Source organism: Paenibacillus sp. cl130 (genome assembly GCF_900116035.1).
In the GTDB taxonomy this organism is placed as follows: Bacteria; Bacillota; Bacilli; order Paenibacillales; family Paenibacillaceae; genus Paenibacillus; species Paenibacillus polymyxa_B.
Map to the genome: position 1 here is coordinate 6,293 of NZ_FOYG01000003.1, position 24,976 is coordinate 31,268.

General features: G+C 51.4%; 1 protein-coding gene (only partly in view). It reads left to right on the forward strand.

The features are described from left to right. Window positions 1-24,976: the 5' portion of a non-ribosomal peptide synthase/polyketide synthase gene (locus BM358_RS09615; protein WP_049828403.1), read on the forward strand. The gene runs 17,288 nt beyond the window's last position; only the first 24,976 of its 42,264 coding nucleotides appear in the window; its start codon is at window positions 1-3; its stop codon lies off the right edge, out of view.

Genomic DNA, 24,976 nt, shown 5'->3' on the forward strand with positions numbered 1-24,976 from the left:
ATGACACAGCAAGATGTTCAATTGTTTTCGCTAAGCCAGCCACAGCAACGGATTTGGTATACGGAGCTTCTGTATCCTAATCGGAACACATCAACAATTATTGCAACAGTAAAAATCAGGGGAACTGTTCGTATAGATGCCTTGCAGCAAGCAATGAACCGGGTGATTGCCCAAAATGATTCTTTCCGTATCAAGATCACTGCTCAGGATGGGATTCCATATCAATATGTAGAGCCGTTTACGGCGGAAAATATAGAAACGCTCCAAGTTGCCCCGGAAGAAGCGAATGTATGGTTAAAGCGTCATAATCCACAGCCGTTCTCATTGTTGGATTCGCAGCTGTACCGATTTGTTATCTTGCAGCTCGGAGCAGAAGAAACCTGGTTTAATTTTAAAATGCATCATATTATTTCAGATGGCGTGTCCATGAATCAGGCCATTAATGAAATCACCGGACATTATATGGATATTGTGCATGGTACAGGTCAAGATGCACCGACCAAAGGCAATCCCTATCTGGATTTTATCCAGGTAGAGCAAAGCTATGAGCAATCAGACCGTTATCAGAAGGACAAAACGTACTGGACAGAAAAGTTTGCCGATTTGCCAGAGACTACAGGTTTGAAATCATATAACCCGCTGACACTGAGCACAACTGCACGCCGGGAGAGCTTTATACTGGAACATGAGTTGTATCGTGGTGTTACGGCTTTTTGCGAGGAACATAAAATTAGTATTTTCACGTTCTTCCTGGCAGCTCTGTATATTTATTTGCATAAAGTGACTGGAGAGCAGGACCTAACCGTGGGGACACTCTATGCCAACCGTACGTCTAAGAAGGAAAAGGATACCATCGGTATGTTCGTCAGCACCGTGGCTACGCGTCTGTTAGTCGAACCAGAATCCGAACTGCTGACCTTCCTGCAAGGTGTAGGGAAGGAGCAGGCGTCCATTTTGCGGCATCAGCGTTACCCATACAACAAAATTATTCAGGATTTGCGTGAACAGCAAAGCAGTCTGGACATTCAGCGTCTGTTTGGTGCTTCCATCCAGTATCGTACATTGAGTTTCTCCCGGTTTGATGAAGCCATTCAGCAGGTAGATAACGATTTCTGCGGAGATACGGTGAACGACTTCGATATTCACATGGTTGAAATGCTGGATGACGATAGACTTGTGCTGTACCTAGATTATCGTACCGAGCTGTTTACTGAACAGGAAATTGCTCGAATTATTCGACAATTTTTGAGTGTAGCGGAGCATATGGTGCAGGGCCCACACAAGCGGATACAGGAATTGTCGCTGATCAGTGAGGAAGAACGGGCACAAATCGTCGACGTATTCAATGCTACTGCGGTGGAATATCCACACGAAGCAGGCATTCATGAGTTGTTTGAGGAACAGGCTGAACGTACACCGAATCAGACAGCAGTTGTGTTCGGAAATGCCAGTTTAACTTATGGCGAACTGAATGTTAAAGCAAATCGACTGGCTCACACGTTGCGCGGATACGGTGTTACCGCCGAGCAAACTGTAGGTATCGTTGCTGAGCGTTCCACGGATATGATTGTCGGCATGTTGGCGATTCTCAAAGCGGGCGGCGCATATGTGCCGATTGACCCTGATTATCCGGCTGAACGTGTCCGTTACCTGCTGGAAGATTCGGGGGCAAAGTTGCTGCTGGTGCAGCATGCAGAACAGCAACTGGAGGAATACACCGGAATCGTACTGGATCTGAGCGATGCTAAGGTGTACGGGGCAGAGAATGACCAAGGCTTGAATACCGTACATTGGGAGCAAAACGGGGCTTATCATGCGGATTATACCAATTATACAAATCTGAAAAATGAGATTTCAAATGAATCATCCTCGTCTGTCGTAGACAGCACTGCTGGAGAACAAGAACGTAAATTTGGAAACCGACTAGCTTATTTGATGTACACTTCGGGCACGACCGGACAGCCCAAAGGGGTTATGGTAGAACATCGCAATGTCGTGCGTTTGGTGAAAAGTACAAACTATGCGCAATTGGATGCTGATACACGCATTTTGCAAACTGGCGCCGTTGTCTTTGACGCGTCCACCTTCGAAATTTGGGGTGCGCTATTGAATGGTGGACAGCTCGTGCTGGTAAGTCAGGATGTCATTTTGGACGCTCCAAAGCTCAAGGAAGCCGTGCGCAACCATGGTATCACGACAATGTGGCTGACTGCGCCGCTCTTTAACCAGCTATCTCAGCAGGACTTGGAGCTGTTCGAGGGGGTACAAGAACTGCTGGTCGGTGGTGATGTGCTGTCCGTACCGCACATTAACCGGGTGCTGGAGGCTCATCCGTCCCTGCGGATCATTAACGGCTATGGGCCGACAGAAAATACAACTTTTTCTACAACTCATGCGATTGCCAGCGTGCAATTGGAAGCGGTGCCGATTGGGCGTCCGATTCACAACTCCACAGCGTATGTCGTAGACCGTTCCATGCAGCTTCAGCCTGTCGGGGCATGGGGGGAGTTGATCGTCGGCGGCGACGGGGTGGCACGTGGCTACCGGAACCGTCCGGATTTAACGGCTGAAAAGTTTGTAGACAGCCCGTTCCGCAGCGGAGAGCGCTGCTACCGCACAGGCGATTTGGTGCGCTGGAATGAGGACGGGACGTTGGAATACAAAGGACGGATTGACGCACAGGTGAAAATCCGGGGCTACCGGATTGAGTTGGGCGAGGTGGAAGCACAGCTGCTGAAGCTGGAGGCGGTGCAAGAAGCCGTCGTCATTGCACGTGAGGATGAGCAGGGGCAAAAGCAGCTCTGTGCATATGTAGTCACCCTTGCGAATATCGCGGCTAGCGAGCTGCGAAGTGCCTTGAGCCAAGAATTGCCGGGTTACATGGTACCGTCATATTTTGTACAGTTGGAGCAATTGCCGTTGACACCAAATGGCAAAGTGGATCGTCGGGCATTGCCGCAACCAGAAGGAAGCGTGGATTCCGGTGAGGATTACATAGCGGCACGTAATGAGGTAGAACGTACGCTAGTGTCTGTGTGGCAATCTGTACTTGGTATTGAGCATATTGGTGTGCTGGATAACTTTTTCCATCTGGGGGGCGACTCGATTAAGGCCATCCAGGTGTCTTCAAGACTGCTGCAAAATGGTTACAAGCTGGAAATGAGGGAGTTGTTCCAGTATCCGACGATTGCTGAGCTGAATGGACGAGTGCAGCGGGTGAGCCGTGTTTCCGATCAAGGAGAAGTCAGTGGAAACGTGGCATTAACACCGATTCAACACTGGTTCATTGAACAGCAGCCATCCAATCCTGAACACTATAACCAGGCTCTGATGCTGCATCGTGAGGATCGATTGGATGAAACGGCGCTTCGTCAGGCACTGCAACGCATTGTCGAGCACCATGATGCTTTGCGCATCGTATTCCGCCAAAATGCGGACGGTGGGTATGAAGCATGGAACCGTGGCGTGCAAGAAGGAGAATTGTACAGCCTCGAAGTAGTTGATTTTACAAATGAGTCTGACTTTGCTCATTTGCTGGAGAACAAAGCCAGCGAAATTCAAAGCAGTATCCGTCTAGATGAAGGCCCTTTGATGAAGCTGGGTCTGTTCCGTTGCACCGATGGAGACCATTTGTTGGTAGCGATCCACCATTTTGTGGTCGACGGTGTGTCTTGGCGTATTTTGCTAGAGGATTTGGCATCCGGTTATGAGCAGGCTTTACAGGGCGAGTCTGTCCGTTTACCCAACAAAACGGATTCCTTCCGTCTGTGGGCAGATCAGCTATCCGCTTATGCGAACAGTGGCGCGTTGGAGAATGAGCGTACGTATTGGGAGCAGATTGAGCAAGCAGGGAAGAGTCAGGCATCCTTGCCTAAAGATTACACTCGTAAATCTCAGGCTAAGCCACAGCTTCGCGATGATCGGACACTGACAGTAGCGTGGACGGTAGAAGAAACGGAACAATTCTTGAAACAAGCTCATCGCGCCTACAATACGGAAGCAAACGACCTGTTGCTGACAGCTCTGGGCACTGCAATTCAGGAGTGGGCAGGCATCCGTCAGGTGCTTGTAAATCTGGAGGGTCACGGACGGGAAGCCATTTTGCCGGATGTGATTATTACGCGGACGATCGGTTGGTTTACCAGCCAATTCCCGGTTGTACTCGATATGGGCGAGGAACAGAATGTGGGACGGCGTGTCAAGAACGTCAAAGAAGGACTGCGCCGTTTGCCGCATAAAGGAATTGGATACGGGATTTTGAGATATCTTGCTGACAGGGAAGGGGAAGCACCTTTTATCAGCGAGCCGGAAATCAGCTTTAACTATCTCGGACAATTCGATCAGGATTTAAAGAATAATGCCTTTCGCATGTCTCCTTATTCCATCGGAGCTTCCATTAGTGACACGTTAACCAAGCGGTATGCTCTGGATATCAACGGCATGATCACGGACGGTGCACTGGAGTTGACGATCAGCTACAGCAACAAAATGTTCATGAAAAAGTCAATCAAAAAGCTGGCTGATCTGCTTCAGGAGAGCTTGCGTGAGGTATTGGCTCACTGTGTGGAAAAAGAGTTGCCAGAGCTGACGCCAAGCGATTTGTCCTTCCAAGGACTGACGGCTGGAGAGCTGGATCATATTGTAGAGCAGACGGCTGCTGCGGGAGAACTGGAAAATATTTATTCGCTCACACCCATGCAAAAAGGCATCCTGTTCCACGGCTTAATGGAGCCGAAATCCGGGGCGTACTTTGAGCAGGCGACATTTGATCTGCAAGGCAGCTTTCAAGTGGAGGCTTTTGCCGAAAGCTTAAATCAACTGGTGGATCGCCATCAAATATTCAGAACTAATTTTTATAGCGGCTGGAATGAGCAGCCTTTACAGGTGGTGTACCGCCACAAACATGCCGGGTTCCGCTTTGAAGATGTGCGTTCAATGGGACAAGGAGAGCAGGACGCATACATTGCTGATTTTGCTGAGCGTGACAAAGTCGAAGGTTTTAATTTCAGCTCAGGCGAGCTGATGCGGGTGTCTGTTTTGCGTACAGGCGAGGAGTCGTACCGTTTTGTATGGAGCTTCCACCATATTTTGATGGACGGCTGGTGTTTGTTCCTGGTTGTGGGGGAAGCATTTAATACGTACTTTGCCATCCTCGAAGACCGCAAGCCGGAGCTTGTCCCGATAACGCCATACAGCGAATATATTGAATGGCTGGAGCGACAGGACAACGCGGAGGCTGAACGGTTCTGGAGTGATTACTTTGCTGGTTTCGAGCAGCAGACGGTATTGCCGCAGGCAAAACAGCTGGACGGTCACGCTAAAGAATATGAAGCGGACAAGCTTTCGTTTACACTGGGCCGCGAAGTGACGGAACGGATGAACAAGCTGGTTAAGCAAAAGCAAGTGACGGTCAACACCCTTCTGCAAGCAGCATGGGGCGTTGTGCTGCAACGGTATAACAACAGTCGGGATGTTGTATTTGGCAGTGTCGTATCCGGCAGATCAGCGGATATTCCGGGCATAGACAAAATGATTGGTTTGTTCATTAATACGGTTCCTGTACGGATTCACAGTGAGAAAGATATTACGTTTGCTGCGTTAATGAAGCAGATACAGGAGCAGGCACTGGCTTCCCGTGCTTATGAAACCTATCCGTTGTATGAAATTCAGGCCCTGACAGAGCAAAAACAGGACCTGGTGAACCATATTATGGTGTTTGAAAACTACCCAGTGGAACAGCGTATGGAGCAAATGGGTAGCCGTGGTGAGAATGGTTTTACGATTACAAATGCTTCCGTATCGGAGCAAACGAACTATGATTTCAACATTACGGTTGTGCCGGGTGATGAAATTCATGTCCATTTAGAGTACAACGCGCGAGTATTGGAACGTACAGCTATAGAGCAAATCCGCGGGCATTTGCTGCATATTATTGAAGAAGCGATTAACAGACCAGATGCGCTGGTAGATGAGCTTGAGTTGGTGACTGCTTCGGAAAAAGCGAAAATCATCGACGGTTTTGGATCAGTGGGCGTATCTGCATGGAGTGATGAAAAGCAATCAGAAGGGTTGTTCCACGCCTATGTGGAAGAACAAGCGCAGCTTGTGCCGGATCACGTGGCAGTTGTATACGAGGAGCGGCAGCTTACGTATCGCGAGCTGAACGAGCGTGGGAACCAACTTGCTCGTAGATTGCGCAATGAAGGCATTGGGCGTGAATCCATTGTTGGTATTTTGAGCGAGCGCTCGGTGGACATGCTGGTCGGCGTATTGGCGGTATGGAAAGCCGGAGGTGCATATGTACCTTTAGATGCGGATTATCCGTCTGACCGTATCCGCTTTATGCTGGAGGACAGCGGCGCTACGGTGCTACTGACTCAAACAGGTTTGCAGGAGCGTGCCCAAGCATGGCTGAATGAAAGCCGATGGGCTTTGGCCGAAGTAAAGGCTGAGGGTGAGCTGGAAACGGCGGTTAGCATTGAAACGATGGAAAGAGACAGCCTTAATGAGGGATTAAGCTTGAAATCAGATTCGGAGTCTGATAGCGAAGTAGCATCCGAATCCGCAGCGAACTTGCGTCTGCATGCCGTGCTGGCGCTGGACGATGAGTCGCTGTACACCGGGGATCCCACGGATGTGGAGCACATCAATGAGCCGCAGGATCTGGCGTACGTGATCTACACGTCCGGTACAACGGGACGTCCGAAGGGCGTCATGATTGAGCATCGCAGCTTGGTGAATACAGCCGCGGCCTACCGCCGGGATTACCGTCTGAACCAGTTCCCGGTACGCCTGTTACAGCTGGCGAGCTTCTCCTTCGACGTATTCGTCGGCGATATCGCGCGGGCGCTCTATAACGGTGGAACGATGGTCATCTGCCCGAAAGATGATCGCATTGATCCAAGCCGTCTATACGGCTGGATTCGCGACTATCAGATTACGGTGTTCGAATCAACCCCGGCCTTGATTGTACCGTTTATGCAGCATGTGCATGAACACGGGCTGGACATGAGCAGTCTGGAATTGCTGATCACCAGCTCGGATAGCTGCAGCGTGACGGATTACCGGGTGCTGCAAGAACGATTTGGTGCGGATATTCGCATTATGAACAGTTATGGCGTCACGGAAGCGGCAATCGACTCCAGCTTCTACGACGAAGAACTGTCGAAGCTGCCGGACAGCGGCAGTGTGCCGATTGGTCAGGCGTGGCTGAACGCACGATTTTACATCGTGGACAGTCAGCTGAATCCGGTACCGATCGGTGTACTGGGCGAGTTGTGCATTGGCGGTGCCGGGGTGGCACGGGGATACCTGAACCGTGCCGACCTGACGGCCGAGAAGTTCGTAGCGAATCCGTATGTAGCGGGTGAACGATTGTATCGCACAGGTGACCTCGCGCGGTGGATGCCGGACGGCAATGTGGACTTTATCGGCCGGATGGATTATCAGGTCAAAATCCGGGGATATCGGATCGAGCTGGGCGAGATTGAAACGGCAATCCAGCGGGTGCCGGGTGTGCGTCAAGCGGTAGTCATCGACCGGACGGACGAACGCGGACACAAGTATTTGTGCGGATACATCACGGGAGAAGTGGAGCTGCGGATCGAGGAGGTACAGGCCGAGCTGGAAGCAGGACTGCCAGCACATATGGTGCCTGCACGCTTGATGCGACTGGAGACCTTGCCACTGACCCACAATGGAAAAATCGACCGCAAGGCCTTGCCGGAACCGGAAGGAAGTATCCATACCGGTGCAGCCTATGTGGCTCCACGTACTACGGTAGAACAGGTTTTAGCTTCAGTGTGGGCCGGGGTGCTGGGTGCCGAAATAGTAGGCACGCAGGATAACTTCTTTGAACTGGGCGGCGATTCCATCAAAGCATTGCAAGTATCATCCCGATTGCTGCAAGCAGGGTATCGACTGGACATGAAGGATTTGTTCAGCAATCCGACGGTAGCGTCACTCAGTCCTTTGCTTCGTACAGATGGCAAGATTGCCAGTCAGGAAGAGGCAGTAGGCCAGGTAGATCTGACACCCATTCAACGGTGGTTCTTCGAGCAGCAGCCGGTAGACCTGCACCACAGCAACCAGGCGATGATGCTGTATCGAGCCGGGCGCTTTGACGTCGACGCGCTGCGCTGTACGATGGAACGCATTGTCCAGCATCATGACGCATTGCGCACTGTATTCCGTGAGACGGAGCAAGGCTATGCCGCCTGGAACCGCAGTGTGGAGGAAGGCGAGCTATACACGCTGGACATCGTAGATTTTAGCGGAGTTGAAGACGAATCCACCGCTGTAGAAGCCAAGGCGAGTGAAATTCAAGCGAGCATTCACTTGAGCGAGGGTCCACTTGTGAAGCTCGGTCTGTTCCATTGCGCTGAGGGCGATCATTTGCTAATCGTCATTCATCATTTGGTTGTGGACGGTGTATCGTGGCGCATTTTGCTGGAGGACTTGGCAGCCGGATATGAGCAGGCCGTTGCAGGTAAAACGGGTAAAGCTATTCGACTGCCGCATAAAACAGATTCATTCCAGGAATGGGCTAAACAGCTGTCAGCCTACGCAAATAGTGTGACGATGGAGCGGGAGTTTGCATACTGGCAGCATATCGAACAGGCGGAAGCCAGCCTCGCGAAGCCTCTGCCGAAGGATTTTGCGAATGACAATGCTCTGCTTGGAGACAGCGAGGTAGTGACAGTCAGCTGGACGAAGCAGGAAACCGAGCAGCTGCTCAAACAAGCTCATCGCGCGTATAACACGGAAATGAATGACCTGCTGCTGGCCGCACTCGGCAAAGCCGTGTATGAATGGTCTGGTTCCGAACGGGTGCTGGTTAACTTGGAAGGCCACGGACGGGAAGCCGTTGTACCCGACGTGGATATTACGCGCACAGTCGGCTGGTTTACGAGCCAATTTCCGGTTGTACTGGATGGAAGTCTGGGACAAGGTGGAAATACCGCTCGGCTGATTAAACGGGTCAAGGAAGGGCTGCGTCATATTCCGCAAAAAGGCATCGGTTATGGTATTTTGCGATACCTGTCAGATATGAATGTTCTGGAGAAAGCAGGCGTGCAGTTAAAGACTCAGCCTGAGATCAGTTTTAACTATCTGGGCCAATTCGATCAGGATTATAAAGGTAACGATCTGAAGCCTTCCTCCTATTCCATTGGTGTGCCTGTTAGCACGAACGCGGCTATGGATTTTGCACTAGATATCAATGGATTAATCGAGGATGGCGAGCTGATGTTCACTATTCGCTACGGTACCACACAATTCCGGCACGAAACGATTGCACGGCTTGGAGAACTACTGGCATCCGGCTTGCGTGAGGTGATTAGCCATTGCATTGCGCAGGAAAGAACGGTGTTGACCCCAAGTGATGTCTTGTTAAAACATGTAACGCTGGACGAGCTGGAGCAATTGGTGAAAGATACACAAGATATGGGTGAACTAGAAAATGTGTATGCTTTGACGCCGATGCAAAAGGGCATGCTCTTCTTCAGTCTAATGGATGAGAGTTCGGCAGCTTATTTTGAACAGGCAACCTTTGAATTGAATGGATGTTTTGATGTGGTTGCTTTCAGCAAAAGCTTTGATTTGCTCGTACAGCGTCATGAGGCGTTACGGACGAACTTTATCAGTTCATGGAAGGATGAACCTGTGCAGGTCGTCTTCCGTAATCGTAGTGGGCAATTATATTATGAAGACTTGCGCGGACTAGAAAAAGAGGAACGAGAAGCTTGTGTTGAAGCTTTTGTCATCGAGGATAAAGCGAAAGGATTCAATCTTGCAGAGGATGCACTCATTCGTGTCTCCATTTTGCAAACCGGGGATGATACGTACCACTTTGTTTGGAGCTTCCATCACATTTTGATGGATGGCTGGTGCTTGTCCTTTATGACACAGGAGGTATTCGGTAGCTATCTGGCACTGCGTGCGGGTCATGAGCCAACGCTGGAGCCTGTCACGCCGTTTAGTCGATTTATTGAATGGTTGGAGCGTCAGGACCGTGAGGCAGCCTTGCAATACTGGCGTGGATATCTGGCAGACTACGAGCAGCAAATTACGCTTCCTCAGCAAAAAACACAGCCTAAATCGATGCAAGATGGGGAATATGTTGCTGAAGATCTGGAATGTGACTTCCAGCCGGAGCTGGTTGCTCAGATCGAACGGGTGGCGAAGCAAAATCAGGTGACGGTCAACACGTTGATTCAGACCGTATGGGGCGTTCTGTTGCAAAAATATAACAACAGTTCGGATGTCGTGTTCGGTAGCGTAGTGTCTGGTCGTCCAGGCGATATTCCAGGTGTGGAGCACATGATCGGGCTATTTATTAATACGATTCCAGTGCGTGTGCAGTCTGAAGAGGGCGAAGCCTTTAACGAGCTGATGAAACGAACACAGCAGCAAGCACTGGCTTCCAATGCCTATGATGCCTTCCCGCTGTATGAAATTCAAGCACTCACCGAGCAGAAGCAGGATTTAATCAATCATATTATGATATTTGAAAATTATCCGGTGGAGCAGCAGGTAGAGCAGCTGGGAGGTAAAGGACAGGAACCATTCACGATTTCGAATGTGGTGGCTACAGAGCAAACCAACTACGATCTGAACGTAGCTGTTATGCCGGGAGAAGGTATTAAGATTCGGTTTATGTATAATACGCTCTGCTTTGATCAAGCAGGCATTGAGCGTCTGTATGGACATTTTACCCGCCTCCTGGAGCAAATTTCGCTCAACCCAAATGTTCGGGTTGAAGAGTTGGAATTGGTCACAGCAGCGGAAAAGCAACAGATTACAGCAGCATTTAATGACACTGCTTGTGCATTTCCGTCCAAACAGACGATCCATCAGCTGTTCGAGGATCAGGTGGAGTGTACGCCAGACCAAGTGGCATTGGTGTTTGGAAATCAGAGTCTGACTTATCGGGAGCTGAATGAACGGGCAAATTCATTGGCCCGAATGCTTCAAGCCCAGGGAGTAGGACCTGACAAGCTGGTCGGTCTGATGGTGCAGCGCTCAGTGGAAATGATCGTAGGTCTGCTGGCCGTTCTCAAAGCAGGTGGTGCTTATGTGCCAATCGATCCCGAATTTCCGTCCTCTCGTATTGAATACATGCTGGAAGACAGCGAGGCCGCAGTGCTTCTGACCAGTCGTGAGCTGGCAGAAGAGCACCATTGCCATGCCAATACCATGTTTCTTGAGGATGCCGCATTGTATCAGGGAGAAAGTAGCAACCTGGAGACGATTGCCCGCCCAGAGCATTTGGCTTACGTCATCTATACCTCGGGTTCGACTGGAAATCCGAAAGGAGTTATGCTCCAGCATCGCTCGGTACTCAACTTTATTACCGGGATGCGCGAAGCCATTGACTTTGAAACGAGCCAAACCATTTTGTCACTCACGACCATTTCATTCGATATTTTCGTCTTGGAAACCATCCTGCCCCTGCTGGGTGGAATGTCTGTTGTGCTTGGCGACCGCCAGCATCAGGTGAATCCGCAGGCGCTTGGTGAGTTGATTACTCAACATTCTATTGAGATGTTGCAAATGACCCCATCCCGGCTGCAAATGCTGCTGGGTCATGAAGCAGGTTCCCGCGCGCTGCGAAACGTGAAGGTCATTATGGTCGGGGGTGAAGCCCTTCCGTCCAAGCTGCTCGCAGCACTGCAAGAAATAAACGGTCCCCGCATTTATAACATGTACGGACCTACAGAAACGACGGTGTGGTCGGCCGTACAGGAACTGACCCATGCTCAAGACATTAATATCGGACGTCCCATCGCGAATACCCAAATCTATATCATGAATGCGAGTGGAGAGTTGCAGCCCGTCGGTGTGCCGGGCGAGTTATGTATTGCAGGGGAAGGATTAGCCCGTGGGTATTGGAAACGTGAAGAACTGACGGCTGAGAAATTTGTAAATAATCCATTTGCTGGTGGCAAGGCAGGCCATGAGCGGATGTACCATACAGGCGATTTGGCAAGATGGACGCCGGACGGCAACATTGAATATTTGGGGCGGATGGACCATCAGGTAAAAATCCGGGGCTACCGGATTGAACTGGGCGAGATCGAATCGCAGCTGTTGCAGGTGGAGTCGGTACAAGAAGCGGTCATCATGGCCCGTGGGGACGAAACGGGCCAAACACAGCTCGTGGCGTACTACGTCGCGAGTCAAGAACTTGGAGCCGGTGAACTGAGACATGAGCTGGGGCGGGAGCTGCCAAGCTATATGATGCCGTCGTATTTCATTCAGTTGGAGCAGATGCCGCTGACACCAAACGGTAAAATCGACCGCAAGTCCCTGCCGGCACCGGAAGGCAGCCTGCAAAGCGGAGCGGATTATGTAGAGCCGCGCACTGCACCGCAACGGGCACTCGTAGCGGTCTGGCAATCCGTCCTGGGCGTGCCAACCGTCGGAATGTTGGACAATTTCTTTGACCTGGGTGGCGATTCGATCAAGGCGATTCAAATCGTGTCCCGTGCGTTCCAGGCAGGCTACAAGCTGGACATGAAGGATTTGTTCCGCTATCCCATCGTTGCAACCCTGGCACCGCATATGCACGAGGCAAGTCGTATGGTAGATCAGGGAGAAGTGAGCGGAGAAACGGCGTTGCTTCCGATCCAGCACGGGTTCTTTGCACAGGAGCAAGTGGATGCGCATCACTTTAATCAGGCCGTTATGCTGCACCGGGAGCAGGGGTTTGACGAAGCTGCTTTGCGTCAGGCGCTTATCAAGCTGACGGAGCACCACGATGCACTGCGGATGGTGTTCAGCAAGACCGAGCAAGGCTATAAAGCATGGAACCGTGGAATACAGGAAGGCGAGCTGTATCACCTGGATGTGCTGGACTTTGGGAATTTGACGGATGAAGCCATGCTCAGCGCGGCAATTGAGGCGAAATCTAGTGAAATCCAAAGTAGTATCCAACTGCAAGAAGGACCACTGTTAAAGGCTGGTTTGTTCCACTGTGCCGATGGGGATCATCTCCTGATGGCGATTCACCATTTGGTGGTGGACGGGGTATCCTGGCGTATTTTGTTTGAGGATTTGGCTACTGCCTATGAACAGGCCGTTCATCAGGAAGTGCTTCAGCTACCGGACAAAATGGATTCCTTCCGTTCCTGGTCACAAAGACTCTCCGCATATGCGAATAGCACAGCTATGGACAGTGAACACGCCTATTGGGAGCAATGGAACGCAGCCGCTTGGGCTGACCAAGTACGTTTGCCTGAGGATCAAGCGCAGGCTGAGCCATTTACCTTGGCTGACACGGATACAGTGGTCGTCCAGCTTACAGAAGAAGAGACTGAACGGCTGTTGAAGCAAGCACACCGCGCATATAACACGGAAGTGAATGATCTGCTTCTGACTGCTTTGGGCATGATGCTGTACACATGGACCGGCCATGAACGCAGCCTGATCAACCTGGAGGGACACGGACGTGAGGATATTTTGCCGGATATGGACATTTCTCGTACGGTAGGCTGGTTTACGAGTCAATATCCGGTATTGCTGGACATCGGTCGTGATCACGCCTTGTCGGGACACATCAAACAGGTCAAAGAGAGTCTGCGTCATATTCCGAATAAAGGAATGGGCTACGGAATCTGGAGATATTTGAGTGAATCCGGCCAAGCCGTTGGTCAGCAAGCAGATGCACAGCACCTTGGTCAACATCAAGTTTTTGCCGAGCCACAAGTAAGCTTTAACTATCTCGGCCAGTTTGATCAGGACTTGCAAAATAGCGATATGCGTATGTCTCCTTACTCGATTGGATCGGTCGTTAGTGACCGGACGAAGATGAAATATGCTCTGGATGTGAGCGGAATCGTAACGAACGGCATCCTGGAACTGGGCATTCGGTATAACGGCAAAGCCTTTCGTAAGGACACCGTCCACATGCTGGCTAATCTGTTAAAATCCAATCTGCTTGAAATGATCGAGCATTGTGTTACGCAGGAGAGGACCGAATTGACTCCAAGTGATGTATTGCTAAAAGGTCTGACCCTGGAGCAATTAGATACGATTAAGGAGCAGACCAAGACGGTTGGGGAATTGGAAAATATGTATCCGTTAACCCCCATGCAAAAGGGGATGCTGTTCCATAGTCTGATGAATGCAGAAACAGGCGTGTATTTTGAGCAGGCGACCTTTGATCTGGAGGGCCACTTGGAGCCGTCCCTATTCGAGGAAAGCTTGAAGCTGCTGGTTAGCCGGCATGCTATATTACGGACGAATTTCTACAGCGGCTGGTATGGTCAACCGTTGCAGATCGTCTATCGTCATAAAAATCCGAACTTCCGTTATGAGGATGTCCGAGGCCGTGAGCACGCTATAGCTGAATTTGTGGCCCAGGATAAAGCTCAAAACTTTGATTTAGGCAAGGATGCGCTCATGCGCGTAACCGTCTTCCGCACGGGTGATAGCTCCTACCGTTTTGTATGGAGCTTCCATCATATTGTGATGGACGGTTGGTGCCTGTCGCTGGTGACGGATGAAGTGTTTGGTGCCTATGTTGCCCTACTGGAGCACAAGCAGCCAGAGCTCGCACCTGTCAAGCCGTATAGTGACTATATCGAATGGTTGGAAGATCAGGATGCACAGGAAGCGACCCGTTATTGGAGTGAGTATTTGGCGGGTTATGAGCAGCAAACCTTGTTGCCTGGTGAGAACGCACAAGCTTCTGTAGTCGCACGGGATGAAGAACCAGACGGAAGCGGTGCGGGTTCCCGTTCCGGCTATGTTTCAGAAAAGCTGCCATTTATGTTGGGTAAAGAACGGACCGCGGCATTGAACCAAATGGCCAAGCAACAACATGTCACGATTAACACCTTGCTGCAAAGCGTGTGGGGCGTTATTTTACAGCAATACAATAATCATCAGGATGTTGTATTTGGTGGTGTGGTATCTGGTCGTCCGGCAGACATTCCGGGTGTGGAGAATATGATCGGGTTGTTTATCAACACGATTCCGGTACGCATTTGCAGTGCACCGGATGCTACATTTGCAGAAGTATTGCAGCGCACACAGGAGCAGGCTTTGGCCTCTGGTGTCTATGACACGTTCCCGTTATACGACATTCAGGCACTGACTGCACAAAAACAAGACCTGATTCATCACATTATGGTCTTTGAAAACTACCCGATCGGGCAACAGATGAAGCAGATGGGCGGTTCCGGTGAGACAAGAGCACAAAATGGCTTCTCTATTGCCAATGTGGCACTTGCCGAGCAAACCAACTACGATTTCAACCTGATTGTCGTGCCTGACGAGGATATCTCCATCCTGCTTGAATACAATGCTCTGGTGTATAGTCGGTCTGCCATGGAGCGTATCCAGGGGCATATCGACCATGTCATCGGACAAATTGTGGACAATCCGAATATCCGTTTGAATGAGCTGGAATTGGTAACACCGGTAGAACAGGCACAGATCGTTCAGGTCTGGGGGGATACGGCGGCAGCCTATCCGCAGGATCAGACGTTAAGTGTGCTGTTCGAGCAGCAGGTAGCGAACACACCGGAGCAAGTGGCGGTACTATGCGGAGCGGAGTCGTTGACCTACGCGGAGCTGAATGAGCGAGCCAACCGTTTGGCTCGGACGCTACGTGCGGAAGGTGTTGAACCAGATCAGCCTGTAGGCATACTGGTTCACCGTTCGCTGGACATGATCGTAGGCATCTACGCGATCCTCAAAGCAGGCGGAGCCTACGTGCCGATCGATCCGGACTATCCGGCGGATCGTATCCGCTTTATGCTGGAGGACTCGGGCGCGAAGCTAGTTCTGACGCAATCGCATCTGGCGGAGCAAGCATCACTGAGTTTCGACGGCAAGGTGCTGGTGCTGGATCGCGAGGACATTTACCACGAAGATGGCTCGAATCTGGAGCCACTGGCCGGACCACACCATGTAGCCTATGTCATCTATACGTCCGGTTCCACGGGGAAACCGAAGGGCGTGATGGTGGAGCACCATTCTGTGCTAAATCGGAATTTGTGGATGCATGATCGTTACGGCTTGAGTGCGGAAGATACGATTCTGCAAAAGACGGCCTTCACGTTCGACGTGTCGGTGTGGGAGCTGTTCTGGTGGTCGCTGGTCGGCTCGAAGGTAAGCCTGCTGTCAGTCGGCGGGGAAAAGAACCCGGAAGACATCGTCGACACGATTGCCCGCGATGGCGTGAGCACGATGCACTTTGTACCCGCCATGCTGCATGCGTTCCTGGAATATGTAGAGCAGCAGCCACGGGAAGTGATGCAAGCGAAGCTGGGTACGTTGCGCCATGTCTTTGCCAGTGGCGAAGCATTACCGCCACAGCATGTCGCACGGTTCCAACGGCTTGTGTCGAGCCTGGCTGGAGCGAAGCTGATCAACTTGTATGGTCCAACCGAAGCGACGGTGGACGTGTCGTACTTCGATTGCGAGCCGAATGAAACCTATGCGGTCATCCCAATCGGGAAACCGATTCAAAACATTCGTCTGTACATCGTGAAGGAAGGCACGGAGCAATTGCAGCCGATCGGGGTTGCAGGGGAGCTGTGCATCGGCGGTGTCGGCGTAGCACGGGGCTATCTGAACCGACCGGAGCTGACGGCAGAGAAATTCGTAGCCGATCCGTTTGCTGGCGGGGAAGCCGGCTATGAGCGGATGTACCGCACAGGCGATTTGGCGAGATGGATGCCGGACGGGAACATTGAATATCTGGGCCGGATCGACCATCAGGTGAAAATCCGGGGTTACCGGATTGAGCTGGGCGAGGTCGAGTCGCAGCTGCTGCAAGTGGAATCGGTACGCGAAGCCGTAGTCATGGCTCGCGCGGATGAAACGGGCCAGAAACAAATGGTGGCGTACTATGTCGCCGGACAAGAGCTCGGAGCCAGCGAGCTGAGAAGTGAGCTGGGCCGGGAGCTGCCAAGCTACATGGTGCCATCGTACTTTGTACAGCTAGAGCAGATGCCGCTGAGTCCAAATGGCAAAATCGACCGCAAGGCCCTGCCAGCACCGGAAGGCAGCCTGCAAACCGGAGCCGATTATGCTGAGCCGCGTACCGCGCAAGAACGTGCTCTGGCAGCGGTCTGGCAGTCAGTACTGGGACTACAGACTGTCGGTATTTTGGACAATTTCTTTGATCTGGGCGGCGATTCGATCAAGGCGATCCAAATCGCATCGCGTGCGTTCCAGGCCGGCTATAAGCTGGACATGAAGGACTTATTCCAGTATCCAACGGTTGAAGCACTGGCACCGCATATGCACGAGGTCAGCCGTATGGCAGATCAAGGAGAAGTGAGCGGGGAAACCGCTTTGCTTCCGATCCAGCATTGGTTCTTTGCGCAGGAGCGCGAGCGTCCGCAGCACTTTAATCAGGCGGTCATGCTCTATCGTGCCGAGGGCTTTGATGAGACGGCGGTTCGCCAAGTCATGGATCACATCGTGAAGCATCATGATGCGCTTCGTACAGTTTTCCGTCAGACTTCCTCGGGTTATACGGCTTGGACACGCGGTGTAGATGAAGGCGCGTTGTATACGCTGGAAACCGCAGACTATCGTGAACAAGTAGCCTATGCGGAAGCGCTGGAAGCGAAGGCAAATGAAATCCAAAGCAGCATCGACCTGTCTGCAGGACCTCTGGTCAAACTCGGATTGTTCCGCACAGCAGAGGGAGATCATTTGCTCATAGCCATTCACCATTTGGTGATAGACGGGGTGTCGTGGCGGATTCTGTTTGAAGATTTCTCGACTGGCTACGAACAGGCGATCAAGGGCGAGTCGGTACGATTGCCCTATAAAACGGATTCCTTCCAAACATGGGCACGGGAGCTGTCGTCTTACGCCAACCGTCCTGCGGAGGCATCGGATACAGTCTACTGGAAGGAGCTGGAACAGGCCAAAGCGGAAGCGGCGCCGCTACCTAAGGATTTTGCCTATGAGGGCTCCTTGAATGCAGACAGCGAAGTGCTGACGGTAGAGTGGACCGAAGCTGAAACTCAGCAGCTGCTGAAGCAGGCCCATCGCGCCTATAACACCGAGGTCAATGATTTGCTGTTGACCGCGTTAGGATTGGCAATGCACAACTGGACAGGCGCGGGACAGGTGCTGGTGAACCTGGAGGGACATGGCCGGGAAGCGATCTTGCCAGAGGTGGATATAACACGTACGGTAGGCTGGTTTACGAGCTTGTATCCGGTGCTGCTGGAAATGGGCAAGGGAATGACACTGGCACAGCACATCAAAGAAACGAAGGAAGGTTTGCGCCGGATTCCACATAAAGGGCTGACGTATGGAACTTGGCGCTACTTGTCTCCTGCGTCCAATGCGTTTGCAGTAGAACCGGAAATCAGCTTTAACTACTTGGGACAGGTCGATCAGGATGTGCAAAACAGTGGAATCACATTGTCATCCTATAGCGCAGGGGAGACAGAGGATGCACATTCACCGTTACTCTACACGCTGGATTTGAACGCGATGATCTCGGAAGGCACGCTGCACTTGACGATCGCTTACAGTCGTAAGCAGTATCGCAAAGAAACGCTGGAACGTGTGGCGGGACTGCTACAATCCGCTTTGCAAGAGGTGATTACACATTGTGTCGCTCAGGAACAGCCGGAGCTGACGCCGAGTGATGTGTCCTTCCAGGGTCTGACGACTGGAGAACTGGAGCACATGGCAGCGCAGGCCGCACATATAGGTGAGCTGGAAAATGTATACGCGCTGACGCCGATGCAAAAGGGCATGCTCTTTTACAATCTGATGGACTCGCAATCGGGAGCTTATTTTGAACAGGCCTCCTTTGATCTGCAAGGACATTTTAATATCGATGCGTTTGCGGCAAGTTTGGATGTATTGGTGCAGCGGCATACAGCACTGCGCACGAACTTCTACAGTGGCTGGAAGGATGAACCGCTGCAGGTCGTGTACCGCAATAAGCACAGTGAACTCTATGTGGAAGATTTGCGAGATATGGAGGAAGTGCAGCAAAACGAGTACATCCTCGAATATACGCGCAAAGACAAGCAAAGAGGCTTTGATCTGGCGCAGGATGCTTTGATGCGTGTCGCCGTTTTGCGCATAGGTGAGGATGCGTACCGTTTTGTATGGAGCTTCCATCATATCGTGATGGACGGCTGGTGCTTGTCGCTGGTGACCAATGAAGTGTTTGCAAGTTATTTTTCGATACTGGCCCATAAACAGCCGGAACTGGCCCCTGTAACGCCATACAGTCAATATATCGAATGGCTGGAGCAGCAGGATCGTCAGGCCGCATCAGGTTACTGGAGCAAGGTTCTGGAAGGATATGAGGAACAGTCCCGCCTGCCACAGGCTAAAATTCAGGGCAAAACAGGATATCAGGCGGAGCGTCTAGATTTTGACTTGGGCGCGGAGCTAACGGCAGGCATTCAGCGCATAGCCAAGCGTTATCAGGTAACGATCAATACGTTGATGCAGACGGTGTGGGGCCTTTTGCTGCAAAAATATAATGGCACAGATGATGTGGTGTTTGGCAGCGTGGTATCTGGACGTCCGGCAGACATTCCGAATGTGGAGCACATCATAGGTTTGTTTATCAATACCATTCCTGTACGCATCCGCAGTCAAGTGGACAGCTTATTCTCAGACGTGATGAAGCAAACCCAGGAGCAATCCATTGCTTCCCATGCCTATGATACGTACCCGCTGTATGAAATTCTGGGGCTGTCGGAGCTTAAGCAGGATTTGATCAATCATATTCTTATTTTTGAGAACTATCCGGTAGAGGAACAATTGGAGCAATTAGGCAACGACGATGAGTCCAGCTTCAGCATCACCGGAGCCGAGTCTGTCGAGCAGACCAACTATGACTTTAACCTGGTGGTACTGCCAGGGAACACCATTCACATGAGCTTTGGTTATAATGCACTGGCCTTTGAACGGGAAAGTGTAGAGCAAATTCGAGGTCATCTGGTACAGCTGCTGGAACAGGTGACAGCGAAGCCGGACATTCGCGTACATGAGCTGGATATGGTAACCGCGCAGGAGCGCAAGCAAATTCTCAGCGTATGGGGAAATACAGCTGCTGAGTATCCAAACGAGCAAACGATTCATGGCTTGTTCGAGGCGCAAACCGTGCGGACGCCGGAGCAGACAGCCCTGTTCTTCGAAGGAGAGCAGTTGACCTATCGTGAACTGAATGCACGCGCCAATCGATTAGCTCGTACCTTGCGCAGTCAAGGTGTGACGAAGGATCGTTTGGTGGGTCTGATGACCGAGCGCTCGGTGGACATGATCGTAGGTATCTTCGGGATTTTGAAGGCCGGGGGTGCATATGTCCCCATCGATCCGACGTATCCAGAGGAGCGTATCCGCTACATGCTGGACGACTCAGGGGCGAAGCTGTTGTTGACACAAAGCCATCTGGTAGACAAAGTCACGTTTGACGGCCGCATGCTGGTGCTGGATGGAACGCAGGATGTGTACCATGAGGATCATTCCAATCTGGAGTCGTTGTCTGGTCCGAACGATCTGGCGTATGTCATTTATACGTCGGGTACAACGGGGCAGCCGAAGGGCGTAATGCTCGAGCATCATGGGCTGTGCAATCTGAAGACGTATTTTGATCAGACGCTTCGGATGAGCACGTCGGATCATGCGTTGCTGTTCGCCAGCTATTCGTTTGATGCGGCCTGCTGGGAAATCTTCCAGGCGCTGTTCTGCGGAGCCACGTTGTATGTGCCAACGTCAGAAACGATTTTGAATTACGAACGGTTTGAGCAATATATGGCGGATCATCAAATCACCGTGGCCGCTTTGCCGCCGACCTATGCGGTGTATCTGGAGCCGGAGCGGATGCCAAACCTGCGTATTCTGTTCACTGCGGGTTCTGCATCTTCAACAGAATTGGTGTACAAGTGGAAGGATCAGGTCGCGTACTACAATGGCTACGGTCCAACTGAAAACTCGGTGGCGACATCCATCTGGCCGGTATCCGAGGATGAGAGAGCCGGACAACTGATTTCTATCGGACGCCCTGTGCCGAATCATCGGGTATACATGGTGGATGTGCATGGACATTTGGCTCCGGTGGGCGTAGCGGGTGAACTGTGCGTGTCCGGTCCGGGTCTGGCTCGGGGTTATCTGGATCGTCCAGAGCTGACGGCTGAGAAATTTGTATCGAATCCGTTTGCGGCTGGCGAAGCGGGCTATGAAAGGATGTACCGTACAGGTGACTTGGCGAGATGGATGCCGGATGGCAACATCGAATATTTGGGCCGGATCGACCATCAGGTGAAAATCCGGGGCTATCGGATCGAGCTGGGTGAGGTTGAAGCACAAATTTTGAAAGTAGAAGATGTACAAGAGGTCATCGTACTGGCACAAGCGGACGAGCAAGGGCAAAACCAACTGGTGGCGTACTATGTCGCTGAACGAGATGTAAGCGCTGGTGAGCTACGCAGTTTACTGGGTGAGGAGTTGCCAAACTACATGGTGCCTCCGTATTTCATCCAGCTGGAGCAGATGCCGCTGACACCGAACGGTAAAATCGACCGCAAGGCCCTGCCGGCACCAGAAGGCAGCCTGCAAAGCGGAGCGGATTATGTAGAGCCGCGCACAGCGCTGGAGCAGACGTTAGTGTCCATTTGGCAGGCTGTATTAGGAACGAAGAGAGTCGGGATTTTGGATAATTTCTTTGATCTGGGCGGCGATTCGATCAAGGCAATCCAGGTATCCTCCCGTTTGCTGCAAGCGGGCTACAAGCTGGACATGAAGGATTTGTTCCAATATCCGTCCATTTCGATGCTGAGTGGTCATGTACACAAGGTCAGCCGTACAGCCGATCAGCGGGTAGTTTTGGGAAGCGCCAAGCTAACCCCGATTCAGCAATGGTTCTTTGGACAATCATCAGCAGAGCCGCATTATTTCAATCAGTCAGTGATGCTGTATAGAGCACAAGGCTTTGATGAAGCCGCATTGCATCAAACGGTGACCAAGGTAACGGAGCATCATGATGCGCTACGTATGATCTTCCGTCAGACCGAACAGGGCTATGAAGCGTGGAATCGCGGTTTGAACGAAGGTCAGCTATACAGTCTGGACGTTGTTGATTTGACGGGTATCGAAGACGCTGCAGATGTGGCGGTGGCGATTGAAATGAAAGCCAATGCCATCCAAAGCTCCATTCGTCTGGACGAGGGACCACTGGTGAAGCTGGGACTTTTCCGCTGCATGGATGGGGATCATTTACTGATTGCGATTCACCATTTGGTGGTGGACGGGATTTCATGGCGGATTGTGTTTGAGGATTTTGCCACGGGATATGAGCAGGCGGTTCGTGGAGAAGCCATTCGTTTGCCATATAAAACGGACTCGTTCTCCACTTGGGCAGAGCGCTTATCACAATATGCGAATAGTCCGGCCATCGAAGACGAACGCGAATACTGGCACCGTCTTGCCCAAACGGAAGTCGCATCGTTGCCTAAGGATCATGAGAGAGCAGAGGGACAACATTCTCTAATCAGAGACACTGCGACGGTGAGCGTAGCTTGGAGCGAGCAGGAAACACGACTGCTGCTGCAGGAAGCACATCGTGCGTACCACACGGAGGTCAATGATCTGCTGTTAACCGCACTCGGCACAGCATTATATAACTGGAGCGGTCAGGAGCGCGTGCTGGTCAATCTGGAGGGACATGGTCGGGAAGCCATTGTTCCAGATATCGACATCACCCGTACCGTGGGCTGGTTTACAAGCCAATATCCGGTGCTGCTGGGTGTGGACGGAAAGGCAGAAGTAGGGCAGCGAATCAAGCGGGTGAAGGAAGACCTGCGCCATGTACCGCATAAGGGCATTGGCTACGGCATTTTGAAATATATGTCTCAGGATGATGCCCATCATTCCCTTGCCTTGCAGCCTGAAATTAGCTTTAACTATTTGGGACAATTTGATCAGGACTTGGAAAATGGGGATATCGTTCTGTCTTCACATCCAGGTGGAGAGCCGATGAGTGATCATACCGTACTGGAGCATCCTTTGAATGTGAACGGAATGATTACGGCGGGCGCGCTGACACTGGAAATTCGCTATGACAGTAAGGTATATCATCAGCAAAATGTAGAAAACTTTGCGCAGCTGCTGCAGGAAAGCTTGCAGGAAGTGATCACTCATTGTGCCTCCAAAGAGCGGAGTGAGCTAACACCAAGTGATGTATTGTTCAAAGGCTTGACACTGGAGCAACTGGAGCAATTGACGGAGCAAACAGCTTCTGTGGGCGAGCTGGAAAATGTATATGCTCTTTCGCCAATGCAGAAGGGGATGCATTTCCATAGCTTGATGGAGCCGCAGTCAGGCGCCTACTTCCAGCAAGCCTCGTTTGATCAAAAAGGAAGCTTTGATGTTGAAATTTTCCGCAAGAGTCTGGATGTACTGACACAGCGTCATGAAGCGCTGCGCACGAATTTCCATATGTTTGAGACAGGGCACAGTCAGGAGCCATTGCAGATCGTGTTCCGTCACAAAGATAGCGACCTTTCCTTCCAGGATGTACGCGGCATGCAGGAAGCGGAGCAACAGGCGTATATCCAGGCGTTTAAGCTGGAGGACCAAGCTAGAGGCTTTAATCTCGGAACCGATGCACTCATGCGCGTACAGGTATTGCAAACAGATGAAGAAACGTATCATTTGGTATGGAGCTTCCATCACATTGTCATGGATGGCTGGTGCTTATCGCTGGTTACAGGCGAAGTGTTTGGTACGTACTTTGCACTGCTGGAGCAGAAGCAGCCGGAGCTTGCAGCGATTACACCGTATGGCCAATATATCGAATGGCTAGAGCGTCAGGATGAACGTGCGGCAAAAGAATACTGGAGCAGCTATTTGGCGGGCTTTGAACAGCAAACGTTGTTGCCGGGTGCAGATGCTTTATGGAAGGAGCCAACGCCGGACAGCAAGGAAAAAGAAAAGGAACATGTTCCATCCACCACAACAAGCGACACCAGCAAATATATCTCTGAAAAAATAACGGTAGATCTGGATCCAACATGGAGCGAAGCCATACACCGGATTGCGAAGCAGCAGCAGGTCACGATTAATACGCTGATGCAGAGCGTGTGGGGCCTTATTTTGCAGAAATATAACAACAATGAGGATGTTATTTTTGGTAGTGTCGTATCTGGACGTCCAACAGATATTGCCGGCGTAGAGCATATGATCGGTTTGTTCATTAATACGATCCCGGTTCGGATTCAAAGTGAACGGAATGCCACTTTTGTGGAAGTGATGCGGAAAACGCAGGAACAGGCACTGGCCTCGGGAGCCTATGACAGCTTCCCGCTATATGAGATTCAGGCGCTGACCGAGCAGAAGCAGAACCTGATTAATCACATTATGGTATTTGAGAATTATCCGGTAGAGGAGCAAGTTGAGCAGCTGGGTGAAGCTCGTCCGTCCGCTTTTGAAATTACGAATGTAGAGGTTGTTGAGCAAACGAACTATGATCTGGACTTGATTGTGATGCCCGATGAGCTTTTCCGCATCCTGTTCAGATATAACGCCAATGTATACGATCGGTCTACGATAGAGCGGATGCAGGGACATGTACTGCATGTCATCGAGCAAATTATCGACAATCCGCATATCCAAGTAAATGAGCTGGAATTGGTGACACCGGAAGAGCAGGCGCAGATCGTTCAGATGTGGGGAGATACGGCGGCAGCCTATCCGCAGGATCAGACGCTAAGTGCAATGTTTGAGCAGCAGGCGGCACGAACACCGGATCAGGTGGCAGTGTTGTGCGGAGCGGAATCGTTGACCTACGCGGAGCTGAATGAACGCGCGAACCGTTTGGCTCGGACGCTGCGTGCGGAAGGTGTTGAACCGGATCAGCCCGTGGGCATTTTGGTTCAGCGCTCTCTGGACATGATCGTAGGCATCTACGCGATCCTCAAAGCAGGCGGAGCCTACGTGCCGATCGATCCGGACTATCCGGCGGATCGCATCC